The 15,466-nt window shown below is 72.4% G+C and carries 16 protein-coding genes; 5 read left to right on the top strand and 11 right to left on the bottom strand.

The window, feature by feature from the left end; genetic code table 11:
- Window positions 1-74: 74 nt before the first annotated feature.
- Window positions 75-1,058 (top strand): aldo/keto reductase, encoded by a 984-nt coding sequence (locus ACFY1L_RS02020; RefSeq protein ID WP_388816696.1) that lies wholly within the window; start codon window positions 75-77, stop codon window positions 1,056-1,058.
- A gap of 172 nt (window positions 1,059-1,230) precedes the next feature.
- On the opposite strand, the gene ACFY1L_RS02015 is transcribed toward ACFY1L_RS02020, so the two are convergent.
- Both ACFY1L_RS02015 and ACFY1L_RS02010 read right to left on the bottom strand, forming a co-directional pair.
- Complete coding sequence (locus ACFY1L_RS02015; RefSeq protein ID WP_388816693.1) at window positions 1,231-1,785, bottom strand: dihydrofolate reductase family protein; 555 nt, start codon at window positions 1,783-1,785, stop codon at window positions 1,231-1,233.
- A gap of 82 nt (window positions 1,786-1,867) precedes the next feature.
- Entirely contained in the window at window positions 1,868-2,788 is a 921-nt protein-coding gene (locus tag ACFY1L_RS02010; protein WP_388816691.1) for a sigma-70 family RNA polymerase sigma factor, read from the bottom strand.
- 35 nt (window positions 2,789-2,823) lie between these two features.
- On the opposite strand from ACFY1L_RS02010, the gene ACFY1L_RS02005 reads away from it, so the two are divergent.
- Window positions 2,824-3,654 (top strand): DUF427 domain-containing protein, encoded by an 831-nt coding sequence (locus tag ACFY1L_RS02005; RefSeq protein ID WP_388816688.1) that lies wholly within the window; start codon window positions 2,824-2,826, stop codon window positions 3,652-3,654.
- Here the strand turns inward: ACFY1L_RS02005 and ACFY1L_RS02000 are convergent.
- From ACFY1L_RS02000 to ACFY1L_RS01975, 6 genes are all read right to left on the bottom strand, one after another.
- A complete protein-coding gene (locus ACFY1L_RS02000; RefSeq protein WP_361259084.1) occupies window positions 3,617-4,153 on the bottom strand; it encodes an NUDIX hydrolase family protein in 537 nt (178 codons plus the stop codon). The genes ACFY1L_RS02005 and ACFY1L_RS02000 overlap by 38 nt on opposite strands.
- Window positions 4,154-4,168: 15 nt before the next feature.
- Window positions 4,169-5,299: an amidohydrolase family protein gene (locus ACFY1L_RS01995; RefSeq protein ID WP_388816685.1), complete on the bottom strand. Its 1,131-nt coding sequence runs from the start codon at window positions 5,297-5,299 to the stop codon at window positions 4,169-4,171.
- Between the two features lies 1 nt (window position 5,300).
- Complete coding sequence (locus ACFY1L_RS01990) at window positions 5,301-6,704, bottom strand: glutamine synthetase family protein (protein ID WP_388816683.1); 1,404 nt, start codon at window positions 6,702-6,704, stop codon at window positions 5,301-5,303.
- 25 nt (window positions 6,705-6,729) lie between these two features.
- On the bottom strand, window positions 6,730-7,542 hold the full coding sequence (locus ACFY1L_RS01985; RefSeq protein ID WP_388816681.1) for an SAM-dependent methyltransferase: 813 nt from the start codon (window positions 7,540-7,542) through the stop codon (window positions 6,730-6,732).
- 114 nt (window positions 7,543-7,656) lie between these two features.
- Window positions 7,657-8,508, bottom strand: a complete 852-nt coding sequence (locus ACFY1L_RS01980) for a hypothetical protein (protein WP_388816679.1) — start codon at window positions 8,506-8,508, stop codon at window positions 7,657-7,659.
- 109 nt (window positions 8,509-8,617) lie between these two features.
- The gene (locus ACFY1L_RS01975; RefSeq protein ID WP_388816677.1) at window positions 8,618-8,860 is read right to left on the bottom strand and encodes a hypothetical protein; all 243 of its coding nucleotides are present in this window, start codon (window positions 8,858-8,860) and stop codon (window positions 8,618-8,620) included.
- Between the two features lie 154 nt (window positions 8,861-9,014).
- On the opposite strand from ACFY1L_RS01975, the gene ACFY1L_RS01970 reads away from it, so the two are divergent.
- The 3 genes from ACFY1L_RS01970 to ACFY1L_RS01960 all read left to right on the top strand — a co-directional run bounded on the left by ACFY1L_RS01970 (window position 9,015) and on the right by ACFY1L_RS01960 (window position 11,962).
- On the top strand, window positions 9,015-9,482 hold the full coding sequence (locus tag ACFY1L_RS01970; protein ID WP_388816675.1) for a potassium channel family protein: 468 nt from the start codon (window positions 9,015-9,017) through the stop codon (window positions 9,480-9,482).
- Window positions 9,483-9,615: 133 nt separating this feature from the next.
- Window positions 9,616-11,025 carry a cytochrome gene (locus tag ACFY1L_RS01965; protein ID WP_388816672.1) on the top strand — a complete coding sequence of 470 codons (1,410 nt, stop codon included), beginning with the start codon at window positions 9,616-9,618 and terminating at the stop codon, window positions 11,023-11,025.
- A gap of 82 nt (window positions 11,026-11,107) precedes the next feature.
- Window positions 11,108-11,962 (top strand): Cof-type HAD-IIB family hydrolase, encoded by an 855-nt coding sequence (locus tag ACFY1L_RS01960; protein WP_388816669.1) that lies wholly within the window; start codon window positions 11,108-11,110, stop codon window positions 11,960-11,962.
- Here ACFY1L_RS01960 and ACFY1L_RS01955 read toward each other — a convergent pair.
- The 3 genes from ACFY1L_RS01955 to ACFY1L_RS01945 all read right to left on the bottom strand — a co-directional run bounded on the left by ACFY1L_RS01955 (window position 11,959) and on the right by ACFY1L_RS01945 (window position 15,449).
- On the bottom strand, window positions 11,959-12,669 hold the full coding sequence (locus tag ACFY1L_RS01955) for a response regulator (protein WP_388816666.1): 711 nt from the start codon (window positions 12,667-12,669) through the stop codon (window positions 11,959-11,961). The genes ACFY1L_RS01960 and ACFY1L_RS01955 overlap by 4 nt on opposite strands.
- A gap of 70 nt (window positions 12,670-12,739) precedes the next feature.
- A complete protein-coding gene (locus ACFY1L_RS01950) occupies window positions 12,740-14,749 on the bottom strand; it encodes an FtsX-like permease family protein (RefSeq protein ID WP_388816663.1) in 2,010 nt (669 codons plus the stop codon).
- Between the two features lie 16 nt (window positions 14,750-14,765).
- Window positions 14,766-15,449 (bottom strand): ABC transporter ATP-binding protein, encoded by a 684-nt coding sequence (locus tag ACFY1L_RS01945; protein WP_388816660.1) that lies wholly within the window; start codon window positions 15,447-15,449, stop codon window positions 14,766-14,768.
- Window positions 15,450-15,466 lie beyond the last annotated feature (17 nt).

Below are 15,466 nucleotides of genomic sequence, written 5' to 3'. Positions count from 1 at the left end.
TGACTTCGCGTGCGCTCCAAGCTGAAGACTCCCGTACGTGCCCGCAACGGCGGGTACGTACGGGAGGGACACCCATGAAGTACCGCACGATCGGAAGTGACCCGGCGGGCCGCCGCGAGGTGAGCGTGCTCGCGCTCGGCGCGATGCTCTTCGGCTCCCGGACCGACGAGGAGACGTCCTTCGCCCTCCTCGACCGCTATGTCGAGGCCGGCGGCAACTTCATCGACACGTCCGACAACTACGCCTTCTGGGTCGACGGCGGCCAGGGCGGCCAGAGCGAGGAACTCCTCGGCCGGTGGCGGCGCAGCCGCGGCATCGGCGACGAGATCTTCATCGCGACCAAGCTCGGCGCCCGCCCGCTCGCCCCCGGCACCAGCTTCACCGACAATCCGGAGGGCCTGTCGGCGAAGGTGATCCGCGAGTCCGCCGAACGCAGCCGCGAGCGCCTCGGCGTGGAGAAGCTGGACCTGCTCTACGCCCACATCGACGACCCGACCGTCCCCCAGCGCGAGACGGTCGAGGGCTTCGCGGAACTGGTCGCCGAGGGCACGGTGGGCCTGCTCGGCGTCAGCAACCAGGCCGCCTGGCGGGTGGAACGGGCCCGCGCGATCGCGGCCGCGGCCGGGCTGCCGGGGTACGAGGTGCTCCAGTACGCGCACAGTTACCTCCGCCCCCGCACCGACGTGCCCAGCGACTTGTTCCCGGACGGCAGCCTCGGCCACGCGGGCCCCGACCTGCTCGGCTACCTGCGGGCCGAACCCGCCCTGACCCTGGTCGCGTACTCACCGCTCCTCAAGGGCACCTACACCCACCCGGACAGGCTCCCCTCGGACTACGACCACCCCGGCACCCCGGCCCGCCTCACCGTGCTGCACGAGATCGCCCGCGAGACCGGCGCCACCGCCAACCAGGTCGTACTGGCCTGGCAGCTGGGCGGCGAACTCCCGATCATTCCGCTGGCGGGGGCGTCGTCCGTGGCCCAGCTGGAGGAGAACCTGGCCGCGGTCGACCTGGAACTGTCGGCGGACCAGCGGGCCCGGCTGGACGCGGCCTACTGACGGGACGGAGGCGACGCGAGAGGCACCGCCCCCACCGCTACGCCAAGCAGCTCGCCTCCCACGTCGGCCGCCGCAGCGAGACCAGCTGGGACGAGCGAACTGATCGTCGAGTGGCACCGCGACACCGGCGAGCCCGGCAGCACGCAGCGCAAGCCGGAGGAGACCGACTGACCTACGCATCCCTCCGGTAACTCGCGAGTACGGTGGCACCCACCCGCTCGGCCGACAGGCACTCCAGATGTGCGGGCGGGCCGCCGGCCGGGAAGAGACGGGCGCCGGTGCCGAGGATGGTGGGGAAGGTCAGGAGGCGGTACTCGTCGATCAGGTCCTCGGCCATCAGGGCGTGTACGACGCTCAGGCTGCCCGAGATGATCACGTCGCGTCGCTCGCGCTTGACCGCGTCCGCCAGGTCGCCGTCCAGGATCCGCGAGTTCGCCCACGCCGAGGCATCGGTCAGGGTGCGGGAGGCGACCAGTTTCGGTACGGCGTTCATGCGCGCGGAGAACGGGTCGTCGCGTCCCGGCCACAGGCGGGAGAACAGCTCCCAGGTGGTGCGCCCCAGCAGCAGGACCCCTTCGTCCAAGGTGGCCCCGAGCCGGAACTTGTCCCCCGCGACCGTCTCGGGGCCGTGCCGGAACGCCCAGCCTCCGCCCGGTGTGCCGGCCCGGCCGTCCGGGTCGGACACGATCCCGTCCAGGGTGATGAACTCGATGACGACGACGCTCATGGCGATGTCCTTTCGGTGTCTCGGTCGGTGGTCACCGGTACATACCGGCGCCACCGCCCGGACTCATCGCACGCCGTCGAATTCAGGCGGAGGAAATCTCCAGGGGTAGCTCGAAGGCCTCGAACACGCGCGGATCGGCGAAGACGGCATTGCGCGCGATCCGCCCGTCGACCACCGTGAACACCTGCAGCGTGTGCAGCCGGAAGCCACCCTCCGGCCCCGGCGCGTACGCCGCGAGCGCGGGCTCGCCGCCCGCGGTGAGGTGCCGCACGGTCCACCCCGTGCCGCGCATCTCGAAGACCCGCTCCATGAACCGGCCGTAGTCGCGGCGGCCGCGGTACCACAGCGGCACCGGCGGCATCTCCAGCACGGCGTCGTCGGTCAGCAGCCGCACCAGCGCGGGCACGTCCGCGGCCTCGAAGGCGAGCGCGTACCGCCGGACCACCTCCCGCGCCCCGGCATCGTCCGGCTCGCTGATCCCGCCCGGGTCGCCCAGGTCGGCCACGGCCGCCCGCGCCCGCTGCAACGCGCTGTTGACGGCGGCGACCGTGGTCCCGAGCTGCTCCGCGACCTCCGCCGCGCTGAACTCCAGCACTTCCCGCAGCACCAGCACCGCCCGCTGGCGCGCCGGCAGCACCTGCATCGCCGCCACCAGCGCCAGCCGCAGCTCGGCCCGCACCTCGACGTCGTAGCGCGCATCGGGGAACGGCTGCAGCCACGGGATGTCGAAGGCCGGTGTCAGGGGCGCCCCCGGGTCCTCGCTCGGCGCCCCGAGCCCCGACGGCAACGGCCGCCGCGCCCGCCCCTCCAGCGCGGTCAGGCACACGTTCGTCGCGATCCGGTACAGCCACGTCCGCTCCGACGCGCGCGAGGCGTCGTACCGGTCCCGGGCCTTCCAGGCGCGCAGCATCGTCTCCTGCACCAGGTCCTCGGCCTCGTGGAACGAGCCGGACATCCGATAGCAGTAAGCGATCAGCTCGCTTCGGTACGGCTCAAGGTCCATGGGGTTCATCATGGACCGAGGAAAGGAGAGCGGTCATGAGTGCACTCCCCACCGAACGATCCCTTCGCACCACTCCCGAAGGCCTCCTTTGGGAGCCCAGCGAACGCTGGGTCCGCGGCCGTAAGGGCGACGTCACCGTCGTCGACAGCCGCCACCCCCTCCTCGTCTGGGAGCCGTCACTGCCCGTACCCCAGTACGCCTTCCCGCGCGGCGACGTACGCGAGGACCTGCTCCGTCCCGCGAAGAACCCGCGCACGGGCTCCCACACCGGATCGAAGATCTTCTACGACCTCGAGGTCGACGGTGAGCTGCTGGAGAACGCCGCCTGGACCTTCCCGGCCGCCGATCTGGCCGAGTACATCGCCTTCGAGTGGTTCCGGCGCAGCGGCAAGGGCCTGGACCACTGGTACGAGGAGGAGGAAGAGATCTTCATCCACCCCCGCGACCCGCACAAACGCGTCGACGCCCTGCCCAGCAGCCGCCACGTGCAGGTCACCGTCGACGGCACGGTGGTGGCCGACACCCACCGGCCTGTACTGCTCTTCGAGACCGGCCTCCCGACGCGGTACTACATTCCGGCCGAGGACGTCCGACTCGACCTGTTCGAACCCACCGACCACCACACCGGCTGCCCGTACAAGGGCACGGCCCAGTACTGGTCGCTGCGCGGCGAGGCCGACGTGCCGCCGAACGTCGTCTGGAGCTACCCGGTTCCGCTGCCCGCCGTGGGCCCGATCAAGGATCTCCTCGCGTTCTACAACGAGGCCGTCGACATCACCGTGGACGGGGAGCGGCTGGAGCGCCCCGTCACACCGTTCAGCGCGATGCTCAAACTGAGCAGCCGACGTGCGCCAGGGCCTGCCTGAGCAGCACCCCGTGCCCGCCCGGCATCTCGCTCTGGACCGTCTCCGACACGGCCTCCTGCGGGCTGAACCAGACCAGGTCCAGGGCGTCCTGCCGGGGCCGGCAGTCGCCGGTGACGGGGACGACGTAGGCCAGGGACACCGCGTGCTGGCGCGGGTCGTGGTACGGCGTGACGCCGTGCGTCGGGAAGTACTCCGCGACGGTGAACGGCTGCAGGGAGGCCGGGATCCGGGGCAGCGCCACCGGACCCAAGTCCTTCTCCAGGTGGCGCAGCAGGGCGTCACGGACCCGCTCGTGGTGCAGTACCCGGCCGGAGACCAGGGTCCGGCTGACCGTCCCGTCCGGGCCGATGCGCAGCAGCAGGCCGACGCTGGTGACTTCGCCGCTGTCGTCGACGCGCACGGGCACGGCCTCGACGTACAGGATCGGCATCCGGGCGCGCGCCATCTCCAGCTCGTCGGGGGAGAGCCAGCCGGGCGTGGTATCGGTCATGTCAGACATTGCTTGATCATACTTTCAGGAGGTGCCGGAAAAGCGGTAGACCCGGCGTGCATTGTGTGCTCCCGCCCACTCCGCGAACCGCAGCGCGTCGGACAGGCTCAGTTCGTCGGCGTCCACCCGGTCCTGCAGCAGACCGGCCAGACCCTGCCGGAAGGCGAGGGCACCCAGACAGTAGAACTCGGCCACACCGTACGCGTCCGAGCTGTACAGCACCTTGCGGAACGGCGTGATCTCGAGGGCCTCCTCGACAATCGCCCGGGCACGCCCCGGCCCGACGTAGTGCAGGGTGAGGCCCACGTCCAGGTACACGTGCTCGAACACCGCAGCCAGATAGGCGGCTTGACGCTGGTACGGCCAGCAGTGCAGCAGCAGCACCGGGATCGTGCCGGCGGTCAGGTGCAGCCAGTCGGTGAGGTGGGTGGGATCGACGCGGTGCAGACGGATGTCGTTGTCGCCGAAGCCGGTGTGGAGTTGGAGCGGCAGCCCGAGGTCGACCGCGGTCCACAGCAGATGCCGTACGAGAACGGGATCGTCCAGGCGGCCGCCCCGCGCGAGCCAGTGCCGGGCCGCCTCGGTGACGTCCGCGTCCGAGGGGCGCGCCGGGTCCAGGTCGAAGCCGGTGCGGTACGCGGCCACGGACTTGACCCCCACCACGCCCGGCCGCCGCACGGCCTCCTGCGCGGTGGCGCGGAAGACGGCGCCGTACTCGTCGGGATCGACCCCCTTCGCGGCCACCGCCTCGGCGACGCCCTCCAGCCGTACGACCTCGTACGCCGTGCCGCCCGCGGTCCCGGCCAGCTCCGCCGGAGTGGTCAGACCGTCCGGCGCGTATCCGGTGTCCACGCAGAACACGCCGGTCCCCGCGGCTGCGAGGAAACGGCGGTGCACCTCGCGCCATCCCAGTTCGGACCGCCGCGCCAGGTACTCCTCGGCCGGCGCGTGGCGCGGCAGGTCCAGCAGGGGAGCGCAGTGGCGGCGGACGGCCAGGCCGACCGGGCTGTCGAAGGGCGAGACGCCCGGCCATGCCTCGCCCTCGGTGAGCAGTGACGCGAAACGGTCGGCGCCCAGGTCGGCGGTGACGACCCCGTGGCAGTGGTGGTCCACCAACTCCAGTGCGTCGAGCGCCTCTTGGACCGGGCCGCTCATCTCAGTACTTCCAGCGGTAGGCCGCCGCCACCCGTTCGTCGTCGTGCCCGTCGACCGCCGCGATCTCTCCCTGCCGTACGGCGATCACGGCGTCCGCCAGGACCGGCCCGAGGGCGGCGCGCAGCCGTTCGTCCTTGCGGAACTCCTCGACGGCTTCGGTGAGCGAGGTGGGCAGTCGGCGCACTCCGCGGGCCGCCGCCTCCGTCTCGCCCAGGCGGGCCGGGTCGCCGGTGATCTCCTCGGGCAGTGGTGCGGACGAGGTCAGGCCGTCGAGCCCGGCCGCGATCACGCAGCCGAGGGCGAGATACGGGTTGGCGGCCAGGTCGACCGGCTTGACCTCCAGGTTCGCGGCCTGGTCGTGCAGACCTGCCGTGCCGGTGACGATCCGCACCGCGGCCTCGCGGGTCTCGCGGCCCCAGGCGGTGAACACCCCGGCCCACTGGGAGGGCTTGAGCCGCAGATAGCTGGCCGGGCTGGGGGCGGTCACCGCCGTGAGGGCCGGGAGGTGGGCGAGCACGCCGGCCGCGAAGGACTCGGCGTCGGCCGTCATGCCGTAGCGGTGCGCTCCTCCGGAGTGCAGGTTGGCGCCGTCGCGCCAGGCGGAGAGGTGGAGGTGGCCGCCGTTGCCGACGCCCTGCGCGAGGACCGCCGGGGCGAAGGAGACCACCAGCCCGTGGCGCCCGGCCACTGCGCGGATCGTCTGCCGTACGAGGACGCTCCGGTCGGCCGCCGCCACCGGGTCGAGGGCCGCGACGGAGATCTCGAACTGCCCGGCCGCGTACTCGGGATGGAGCTGCTCGACGTCCACGCCCTGCGCGGCGAACGCGGACAGTAGGTCGGCGGTGTAGTCGCTGAGTTCGACCTGGCGCGTGGCGCCGTACGCGGGGCCCGAGAGCGCCGGTACGAAGTCGCCGTCGGCGGCCGGACCCCGACCGACCGCCCACTCGACCTCGACGGCGGCCTTGAAGGTGAGGCCGTGCCGCTCGGCCGCCTCGGTGACGATGCGCCGGAGCACCGTGCGGCTGCACCCCGGATGCCGCTCGCCCTCCTGCGTGATCCGGTCGACCGGGGCCCACGCCCAGCCGGGCTGCCCGGCCAGGACGACCAGTTGGTCGAGGTCGGGGTACAGGCGCAGATCGCCGTCCGGGGAGCCGAGGACGTCGGTGGTGACGATGGAGTCGTTCGCCAGGAACGTGTCGAACACCGGCGACATGCCCACGCCCCAGGCCGCCGCCGAGGCGAGCTTCGCCGTCGGGATCGTCTTCACCCGGCCGATGCCCGCGGTGTCGACGTAGGCCAGCACGATGCCGTGCACACCCCGCCCCGACAGCTCGCCGCCGAGTGCGGTGGCCCGGTCGACGTCACCGGGGCGGCCGCCGGGGACGGGATCGGCAAGGGTGGTCATACGTCCTCCAGGGTCGGCACGTCCCTCAGGGTTTCACGGCCACCGCGCCGAACTGCGGTACCACGGCGGGCGATCCGGGCTCGGGACGCCACCGCGAGCACGACACCAGGCCCGGCTCGAGCAGGTCCAGCCCCTCGAAGAACGCGGCGATGTCCTCGCCGCTGCGGGCGGTGATCGGCGGGGTGGCGTTCTCGTTCCAGAACTTCATGGCCGGGATCTGGCCCGCGCCGCCGAGGTCGTCGTCGAAGGTGGGGTGGGTCAGGACCAGGAAACTGCCGGCGGGGACGGCCGCCATGACCTCGCGCACGATCTCCCGCGCCTTCTCGGTGTCCAGCACGAAGTTGAGGATGCCCAGCATCATCACCGCGACCGGCTTGGTGAAGTCGAGGGTTCCGGCGGCGCGTTCGAGGATCGCGGCCGGGTCGTGCACATCGGCGTCGATGTAGTCGGTGACGCCCCCGGAGTTGCTGGTCAGCAGGGTGCGGGCGTGGACGAGCACGATCGGGTCGTTGTCGACGTACACGATCCGCGCGTCGGGCGCGATCCGCTGGGCGATCTCGTGGGTGTTGTCCACCGTGGGCAGCCCGGTGCCGATGTCCAGGAACTGCCGCACCCCGCGTTCCTCGGCGAGGAATCGCACCGCCCGGCCCAGGAACCAGCGGTCCGCGCGGGCGATCTCCCGGATGATCGGGAACATCCCGGCGACATGCTCGCCGACCTGCTGGTCGACCTCGTAGTTGTCCTTGCCGCCGATCCAGTAGTTCCACACCCGTGCGTTGTGCGCCACACCGGTGTTCAGCCTCGCCGACACGTCCGACGGGGTGTGGCTCTCGCTCACGACTCAGCTCCTTCTCGCACCGCCTGTGGCTGTCGTCGCCATTGTGCCGTCCGGTGATCAATGTGTCCCCGGAATCGGCTGATCAGGTGTGCGGAATCGGCCAGTTGGCGATCGTCAGCCGGTCCGGCCGGGTCCCGGGGCGGGTGTCTTGCCGGCCTGGACGTCCTTGAGTCGCTGGGCGCCCGTGCGCACCGCCAGCTCGACGGAGTCGTGCTCGCCGCCGTCCAGGCCGCCGGCGGTGACGGTGATCGCGTCGGTGCCCACCTGCACGGCGGCCACGTCCAGGGTGAGCGTGGCGGATTCGCCGTTCGCGGCGCCCTGCACCGTCACGTGCAGGCCCTGCCGGGCGTCGCCCTGCTTGGGCACCGAGGAGGTGGTCACCTGGACCGTCCGCTTGACGCCCTTGGCGTCGGTGGCGGTGAACTGGTCGCACTTGTCCGGCAGGGTCTTCAGCCAGGCCAACGAGGAGCTCAGCCGGACCGGGCTGTAGGCGGCGACCTGGTAGAGGAGGCGGGAGTCGTCCTGTTCGAAGCCGGTCAGCGCCGACGCGCCGGACGGCTTGCCGAGCAGGTCTTCGTCGTAGAGCGCGTCGAGGAGCCGCTGGCAGTCGGCGGCGTTCGCCTTCGCGGTGAGGAATGCGGCGACGTCGACCTTGCCGATGGAGAGCTTGTCGCCCCAGGCGGCCGCGCCCTTGACCTGGTTCCAGTCGTCCTCGATGTCAGCCTCGGTGATCAGCGCGGCCTGCGCCCCGGCGTGGGTGAGGCGGGCCGACGGCGAGGCGGTGGGCGTCCGCGCGGCCTGCGGCGAGGCGGCACGGGACTTCTCGGCGACGGGCGAGGCGACGACGTCGGAGGCCGCGGACCCCCCGCCGTCACCGCCGTCCGAACAGGCCGCGGTGGTCAGCAGCGCGCTCACGGCCAACGCGGAAGCGAGCACGCGGGCGGGTCGGCAGGGACGAGTGGTCATCGCGGGTGCCTCCAGAAGGCCGCAGAGGCCGGAGCCGGTGGGTCCCCTTCAGCGCACCACCAGCCCCACCCGCCCACCAGCGCACTGGTCCGTCCGGGTGAGCGGAGCGTCAAGTGGGCTTCCGCTCCTCGCGCACGCGCACCTTGCGCCCACCGCATTTCGGGCAGACCGCCTCGGTGAGCGGGGACCGGACGGCCCGGCCCGCCTCATCGACGTACTCCTGCGTGGTCAGGCCCGAGGCGTCCAGCGGGTCGGTGAAGAACATCAGCTGGAAGGTGGCCGTCCAGACATGACCGCAGTCCGCACATGCGAAGCCGTAGGTCTCCGGTACCGAGCGGGGATCCGCTGCCATGGACTCGGTCCTCCGTCGGGGGACAAGCAGTACAGGTGCCGCTCCAGAGGACAACGCCCCAGGTCGTACGGCAACTCGAACGCCCCGTCCGGCGTGCCCGTTCCCGTCCCCGCGGCGACACTGACCCCATGCCGTCGTCCCCCAAGGAGTGACCATGCTGCCCGGATTCCTCGCCAGGGCGGTCGAGTTGCTGCTCGGCCGGGAGGGGCGGTCGCTGCATGTGAAGGCGGCGGGCTGGGCGACGGCCGTGCTGGCGGTGGTGATGCTCATCGGCTCGTGGGCCGTCGTCGACGCCGAACAGGGCACACCGCGCGCCAACTTGAGGACCTACCCGCAGGCCTTGTGGTGGTCGATCGAGACGGCGACGACCGTCGGCTACGGCGACTTCTACCCCGTCACGCTCGGCGGCCGGATCATCGGCGCAGTCGTGATGGTCGTCGGGATCACCACGTACGGCATGGTCACCGCGGCCCTCGCGACCTGGTTCGTCGGACGGGAGCAGCAGCGGCGCCATCATCTCGCCCGTGCCGCCCGGGACTTGTCCGAGGAGACCGCCCACGCCCTGCACGAACGCTTCGACCGGCTGGAACGCATGGTGGCCGGGAAGGCGGAGGACCGCTGAGGGGCGCCGTGTTTGCTACCGGCGAGTACCCCGCCCTGTGACCTGAGTGACGTCTGAGGTACGGTCCTCGGGGTCCGCGAGCACTCGCAGTCTGCGGACCGGTTACAGGCAGTGTCGAGGGGGCGGCAGAAGCATGGAAATCCACCTGGTCGACGAGGGCGCTGAGCCGGACGGCACGCGGCTGGAGGACCTGGCGCCGGAACCACTGCTGACCCGGGACTACGAGACGCGTCCCGCGCTGGTCTACGAGCGGCTGCGCGAGCGGCACGGCCCGGTCGCACCGGTCGACCTGCTGGGCGTGCCCGCGTGGCTGGTGCTGGGCTACCGGGAGTCGCTTCAGGTACTGCAGGACGACGCCGCCTGGCCGAAGGGCCTGGAGAACTGGCGGGCCCGCTCGGAGGGCCGCGTGCCCGCCGACTGGCCGCTCGGCCCCTCCCTCGAGGTCAACCACGTGCTGATCCAGGGCGGCCCCGGCTACCGCACCCTGCGCGGGGCCTGGGACGCGGCCCTCAGGCCCTTCCAGGACCCCCGCAACCCGCAGGCCAAGCGGCTCAAGGCGGCCGTCACCGGCTACGCCGACGACCTGATCACCCTGCTCGTACAGGGTGGCGGTACCGGCCTCGCCGATCTGTCGGCGCAGTTCTCCCGCCCGCTCCCGCTGATGGCGGCGAGCCATCTGCTCGGCTTCCCCGGCTCCCAGGGTGACGACGCCCTGATGGACATGTGGCGGGTGCTGGACGCCGGGCCGGACGCGGAACCCGCCCTGGCGCGCCTGCTGGTGACGCTCGGCGAACTCGCCGCCGCGAAGATCGAGGAGCCGGGCGACGACTTCCCCTCCCACCTGCTCGCCGCCCACCCGGACCTGTCGGTCGACGAGCTGGCCCGCGAGCTGTTCATGCTGCTCGGCATGACCTCCGACCACGTCGGCATCCTCATCTCCAACACCGTCGTCGAGGTGATCGCGGGGGAGAGCGAGGGCGGGGTGCGCACCACCCTGTCCGCCGGGATGGTGCGCGAGACGATGAACCGCGTGGTCATGCGCAAGCCGCCGCTGGTCAACTTCGTGCCGAGGTTCGCCGCCGCGGACACACCGCTCGGGAACCACACCATCCGCGCCGGCGACCCCGTGTGGGTCTCCTCGGCCGCCGCGCACGCCGACCCCCTCTTCGCCGGGCAGATGGCACCGGGCTCCAGCATCAGCAGCCGGGCGCACCTGTCGTGGGGTGCGGGGCCCCGCCAGTGCCCGGCCCGTGAGCTGGCCTCGACGATCGCGGCGGCGGGCGTGCGCCGTGTCTTCGAACGGTTCGCACATCTGGAGCTCGCCCTCCCGGTCGACCAACTCCCGTGGCGCTCCTCGCCGTTCATGCGCGGGCTGCGCTCGCTGCCGGTGCGGTACGAGCTCGCCGGGCCGGTGCCGGAGGCCCCGGCGCCGATGGCGGCCGAGGCGCCCGCAGCGGACGTACCGGACGTCCCGGACCAGGCGGCCAAGCGGCGGTCGTCGCTGTGGCGGTACCTGACCGGGCTGATCCGGTCCGGGAGCTGACCGTCCGCGCAGCTCGCGTAGGGTGACGGGACCGCCGTACGACATCCCGGCGCTCCGTCGCGCCCGCCACCGGAAGCAGGTCATGTCCTCCGCCCTCTCGCCCCTGAGCACCGCCGCCGACCTGCCCACCGGTTCCGCCGACATACGGCTGATCGTCACCGACATGGACGGCACGCTGCTGGACGACGCCAAGCGGATCCCGGTCGGCCTGTGGGAGACGCTGGCCGAACTGCGTCGGCGCGGGGTGCTGTTCAGCCCGGCGAGCGGGCGTCAATACGCCACGCTGGCACGGGAGTTCGCCGAGGTGGCCGAGGGCATGGTGTTCATCGCGGAGAACGGCACGTACGTGGTGCGCGACGGCGTGGAGCTCAGCTCGGACCCGCTGGAGCCCGAAGTCGCCGCCCGCGTCGTCCATGCCGTACGGCAGCTGGTGGCCGAGGGCGTCGACGTGGGCGCCGTCGTCTGCGGCAAGCGGTCCGCGTACGTCGAGCGCAGCGACGAGGCGTTCCTGGCCGAGGTGCGCAGGTACTACCTCGAGCACCGGGTCGTGGAGGACGCCACCGCCGTCGACGACGACGTCATCAAGGTGGCCCTCTTCGACTTCGGCGCGGCTGAGCGGACCACTGCCCCGGCCCTGGCACCGCTCACGGACACCCACCAGGTCGTCGTCTCCGGCGAGCACTGGGTCGACGTCATGAACCGCACCGCCGACAAGGGCGCCGCCCTGCGCCGGCTCCAGCAGGAGCTGGGCATCACGCCCGCGCAGACCATGGTCTTCGGCGACTACCTCAACGACCTGGAGATGCTGGACGCCGCCAACTGGTCCTTCGCCATGGCCAACGCCCACCCGGACGTCATCGCAAGGGCCCGCCACCTGGCCCCGTCCAACAACGACAACGGCGTACTGCGCACGATCGCCCGCGTGCTCAACCTCTAGGCATCGGGGCGCTGCGCATACCCGTTCTGCCACGCCCAGGCCGCGATCTCGACCCGGTTCCGGGCCGCCAGTTTGAGCTGGACGCTGGAGAGGTGGGTCTTGACCGTGGAGAGGGAGACGTAGAGCTCGGCGGCGATCTCGGCGTTGGTACGGCCGAGGGCGACCCGGCGGACCACGTCGAGCTCGCGGTCGGTGAGGGACTCGGTGGGCGGTGCGGGCCGTACCGGCGCCTCGGCCTGTGAGCCGCCGCCGGTCACGTGCTTGAGTAGGCGCACGGTGACCGAGGGGGACACCAGCGAGTCGCCGGCCGCCGCGGCGCGGACCGCTTCCGCGAGCAGGGTCGGTCCGGAGTCCTTGAGCAGGAACCCGCACGCGCCGCCGCGCAGCGCCCCGTACACGTACTCGTCGAGGTCGAAGGTGGTGACCACGACGACCCGCATCGGGTCGGCGACATCCGGTCCCGCCAGCAGCCGGGTCGCCTCCAGGCCGTCCAGCTTCGGCATCCGGATGTCCAGCAGGCACACGTCCGGCCGCACCCGCCGGGCCAGCGCCACGGCCTCCTCGCCGTCCCCGGCCTCCGCGACCACGGTGATGTCCGGCTGGGCGTCCAGGAAGAACCGGAAACCGGTGCGGACCATGTCCTGGTCGTCGGCGATCAGGACGCGGATGGGGGTGCCGGACGGAGTGGCGGGGGTGGGGCTCGTCATGGCTCGATCATGCCTCAGGGGGATTTCCGGCGGAGCGGCCACCGTGTCGGTGACCGCTCCGTGTTCAGTGTCAGTCCGCGGTCCGGGCCGGGTCGGCCGTCACCTTCCGCAGCAGCGGGCGGCTGCCGCTGATCGCGGCGAACATCGCCAGCGCGCCGAGGACCGTGCAGGCGGACAGTTCCAGGAGGCCGGTGGTGTTGATCGTGGTGCCGAACGCCTTGTTGAGCCGGCTGGAGCCGTACATGCCCATCGCGGTGGTGCCCCCGGCCAGGACCACCAACGGGACGACCGTCTCGCGCACCCGGGCCCGGTCCAGCACCCGCAGCGGGGTGCCCGCCAGCCGCAGCAGGCCGTACACGCGACGCCGGTCGAGGACGTTCGCCGCGGCGGTCAGTCCGGCGGAGGCGGTCGCCACGGCGAAGCTCAGGGCCAGGGTGGCGATGCTGACCTCGGCGATGCGGTCGGTGGCGGTGCTGTCGCGCGCTCCGGCGTAGTCCCGCGAGTAGGGCGGCGTGCTTTTGGCGAGCGGCGTGAGCGCGGTGGCTGCGGTGTCGACGGCCTGTGCGCCGCCGGAGACGTGGGCGATGACGCCCGGAGTGCCGCCCAGCAGGTTGCCGTAGTCGTCCGAGCGGCCGACCGTGACGGTCGCGGTGACACCGGCGCGGCGCAGCAGCGTACGGGCCTCGGCGGCGGCGTGCCGGGCGGCGCCGGCGTTCGCGGTGACCACGGCGACCCGGTCCTGGTAGTGCGCGGTGTCGGTGCCCAGCGTGCTGACGGAGAAGAACCCGGCCGCGAACCCGGCCAGCACCAGCCCGCTGACGGTGCGCCAGGAGCCGCGGGGGTCGTCGCTGAGCCGGCGCGCGGCCAGCAGCGTCGCCGGACGGCGGGCGAAGCGGCCCACGACCCGGCCCAGCCGGTCCACGACCCACGGCCCGAACAGCCAGAACGCGCCGTAGAACAGGAGCAGAAGGGCGAGCAGGTCACGGTTCTTGAGCTGGCCGCCACCGGCCTTCGTCCAGATGTAGCCCAGGACTGCCACGAACACCGCGAGACGGATCAACCGGGTGCGCCTCGGATTCGCCTGCTGGGCCACGCCCAGCGGGGAGGTCGCCACCTGGCGCAGCATCGACACGGCGCTGACGGTGATGAGCGCGGTCACCGCGAGGACGACCCCCGCGAACCACCCCGGCCCCACCCACAACTGGCCCGTGTACCAGCTGCCGATGCCGTACGGGATCTGCGCGAGGGCGGGCAGCAGGGCCACGTGGGCGAGCGCGCCCGTGAGGGCTCCGGCCGCGCCGACGGCCGCCGCCTCGACGGCGGTCATGGCGAGGATCTGCCTCGGAGTGGCCCCGGCCAGCCGCAGCGCGGCGAGCCGCTGTTCGCGCCGGGCCGCGCCGAGCCGTCCGGCCGCGGAGGACAGCACGACCACGGGCATCGCCAGCAGCACCACGCCCAGCAGGGCCACCGTCCGGTCGGAGGCGGTGAACAGGCTCACCTGGCTGCCGGAGAACCCGGAGATCTCGGCCCGCGCGGCCTGTCCGATGTCGAACCAGGTCGCTCCGCCGTCGGCGGCCCCGGACACCGCGGAGTCGCCCGGCGCCCGCCCCACCACGGCGACCAGCTCGTCCGGCGAGGCGAGACCGGCCGCGCCGATCGTGCCGTAGGACGTCACCTCGGGGAAGCGGTCGGCGAGTTGCTTCGCCGGGAGCTTGTGCAGCAGGTCGGCCAGGGCGGGGGAGACGTACACCTGGCCCTGCTTCGGGAAGGTGCTCAGGCCGGGCGGTGCGGGGGTCGCCGCGCGGCCGGGCAGCTGGGCCAGGGACACCACCGTGACCGGCTCGTGGCGGACGAAGGTCGTGGCGAGCGCCTGGACGGCCGTGCCGTGCTTGGCGGGTTCGGGGGTGCGCCAGGCCGTGCGGTCGGCGCGGGTGCCGGAACCGAGCGTGGCGGCGATCATCACCAGCATCACGAACGCGCCGACGGCGGCGGCGCCTGCCGCGAGCAGCCGGCTCTGCAGACCGCGGCGGCCGGACGACTTGGCGAGGTGCCAGGTAAGGGACAGGACGGGGGAGCGCATCACATCTCCGGAGGGGTCAGGCGACCGTGTACTGGCCGTAGTTGTTGATCCGGCCGTCGCGGACCTGGAGGATCCGGTCGCAGTGCGCGGCGACGTCGGCGTCGTGGGTGACCACCACCAGGGCGGCGCCCTGCTCGCGGGTCACGGAGGTGAGCAGGCGGACGACCTCGGTGCTGGTCGTCTGGTCGAGGGCGCCGGTGGGTTCGTCGGCGAAGACCACGTCGGGTTCGATGACCAGGGCGCGGGCGATCGCCACCCGCTGGGCCTGGCCGCCGGACAGCTGGCCCGGCCGGCGCAGCTCCAGGCCGTCGAGGCCGAGCGGCGCGAACCAGCGGCGGGCGCGGGCTACGGCCCGCTTGCGGGGCATGCCCTCCAGCATCAGCGGCAGGGCGACGTTCTCCTCGGCGGGCAGCTCCGGCAGCAGCTGGCCGAACTGGAAGACGAACCCGAACCGCTTGCGGCGCAGGGCGCTCAGCCGGTTCTCGCCCAGCTTGTCGACGCGCTCGCCGCGCAGCAGGACCTGGCCGCCGTCGGGACGGATGATCCCGGCGAGGGTGTGCAGCAGTGTGGACTTGCCGGACCCCGAGGGGCCCATGACGGCGAGGGAGTCGCGCTCGCCGACCTCGACGTCCACCCCGGCCAGGGCGGTGATGGAGCCGTACGTCTTGGTGAGGCCGTAACCGGCCAGAACGGTGCTCATGATGTATGTACCGGGTC

Origin of the sequence: Streptomyces sp. NPDC001663 (assembly GCF_042893105.1) — a bacterium.
In the GTDB taxonomy this organism is placed as follows: domain Bacteria; phylum Actinomycetota; class Actinomycetes; order Streptomycetales; family Streptomycetaceae; genus Streptomyces.
The sequence above is the reverse complement of the archived record's forward strand: the minus strand, read 5'-3'. Positions and strand labels throughout refer to the sequence as shown.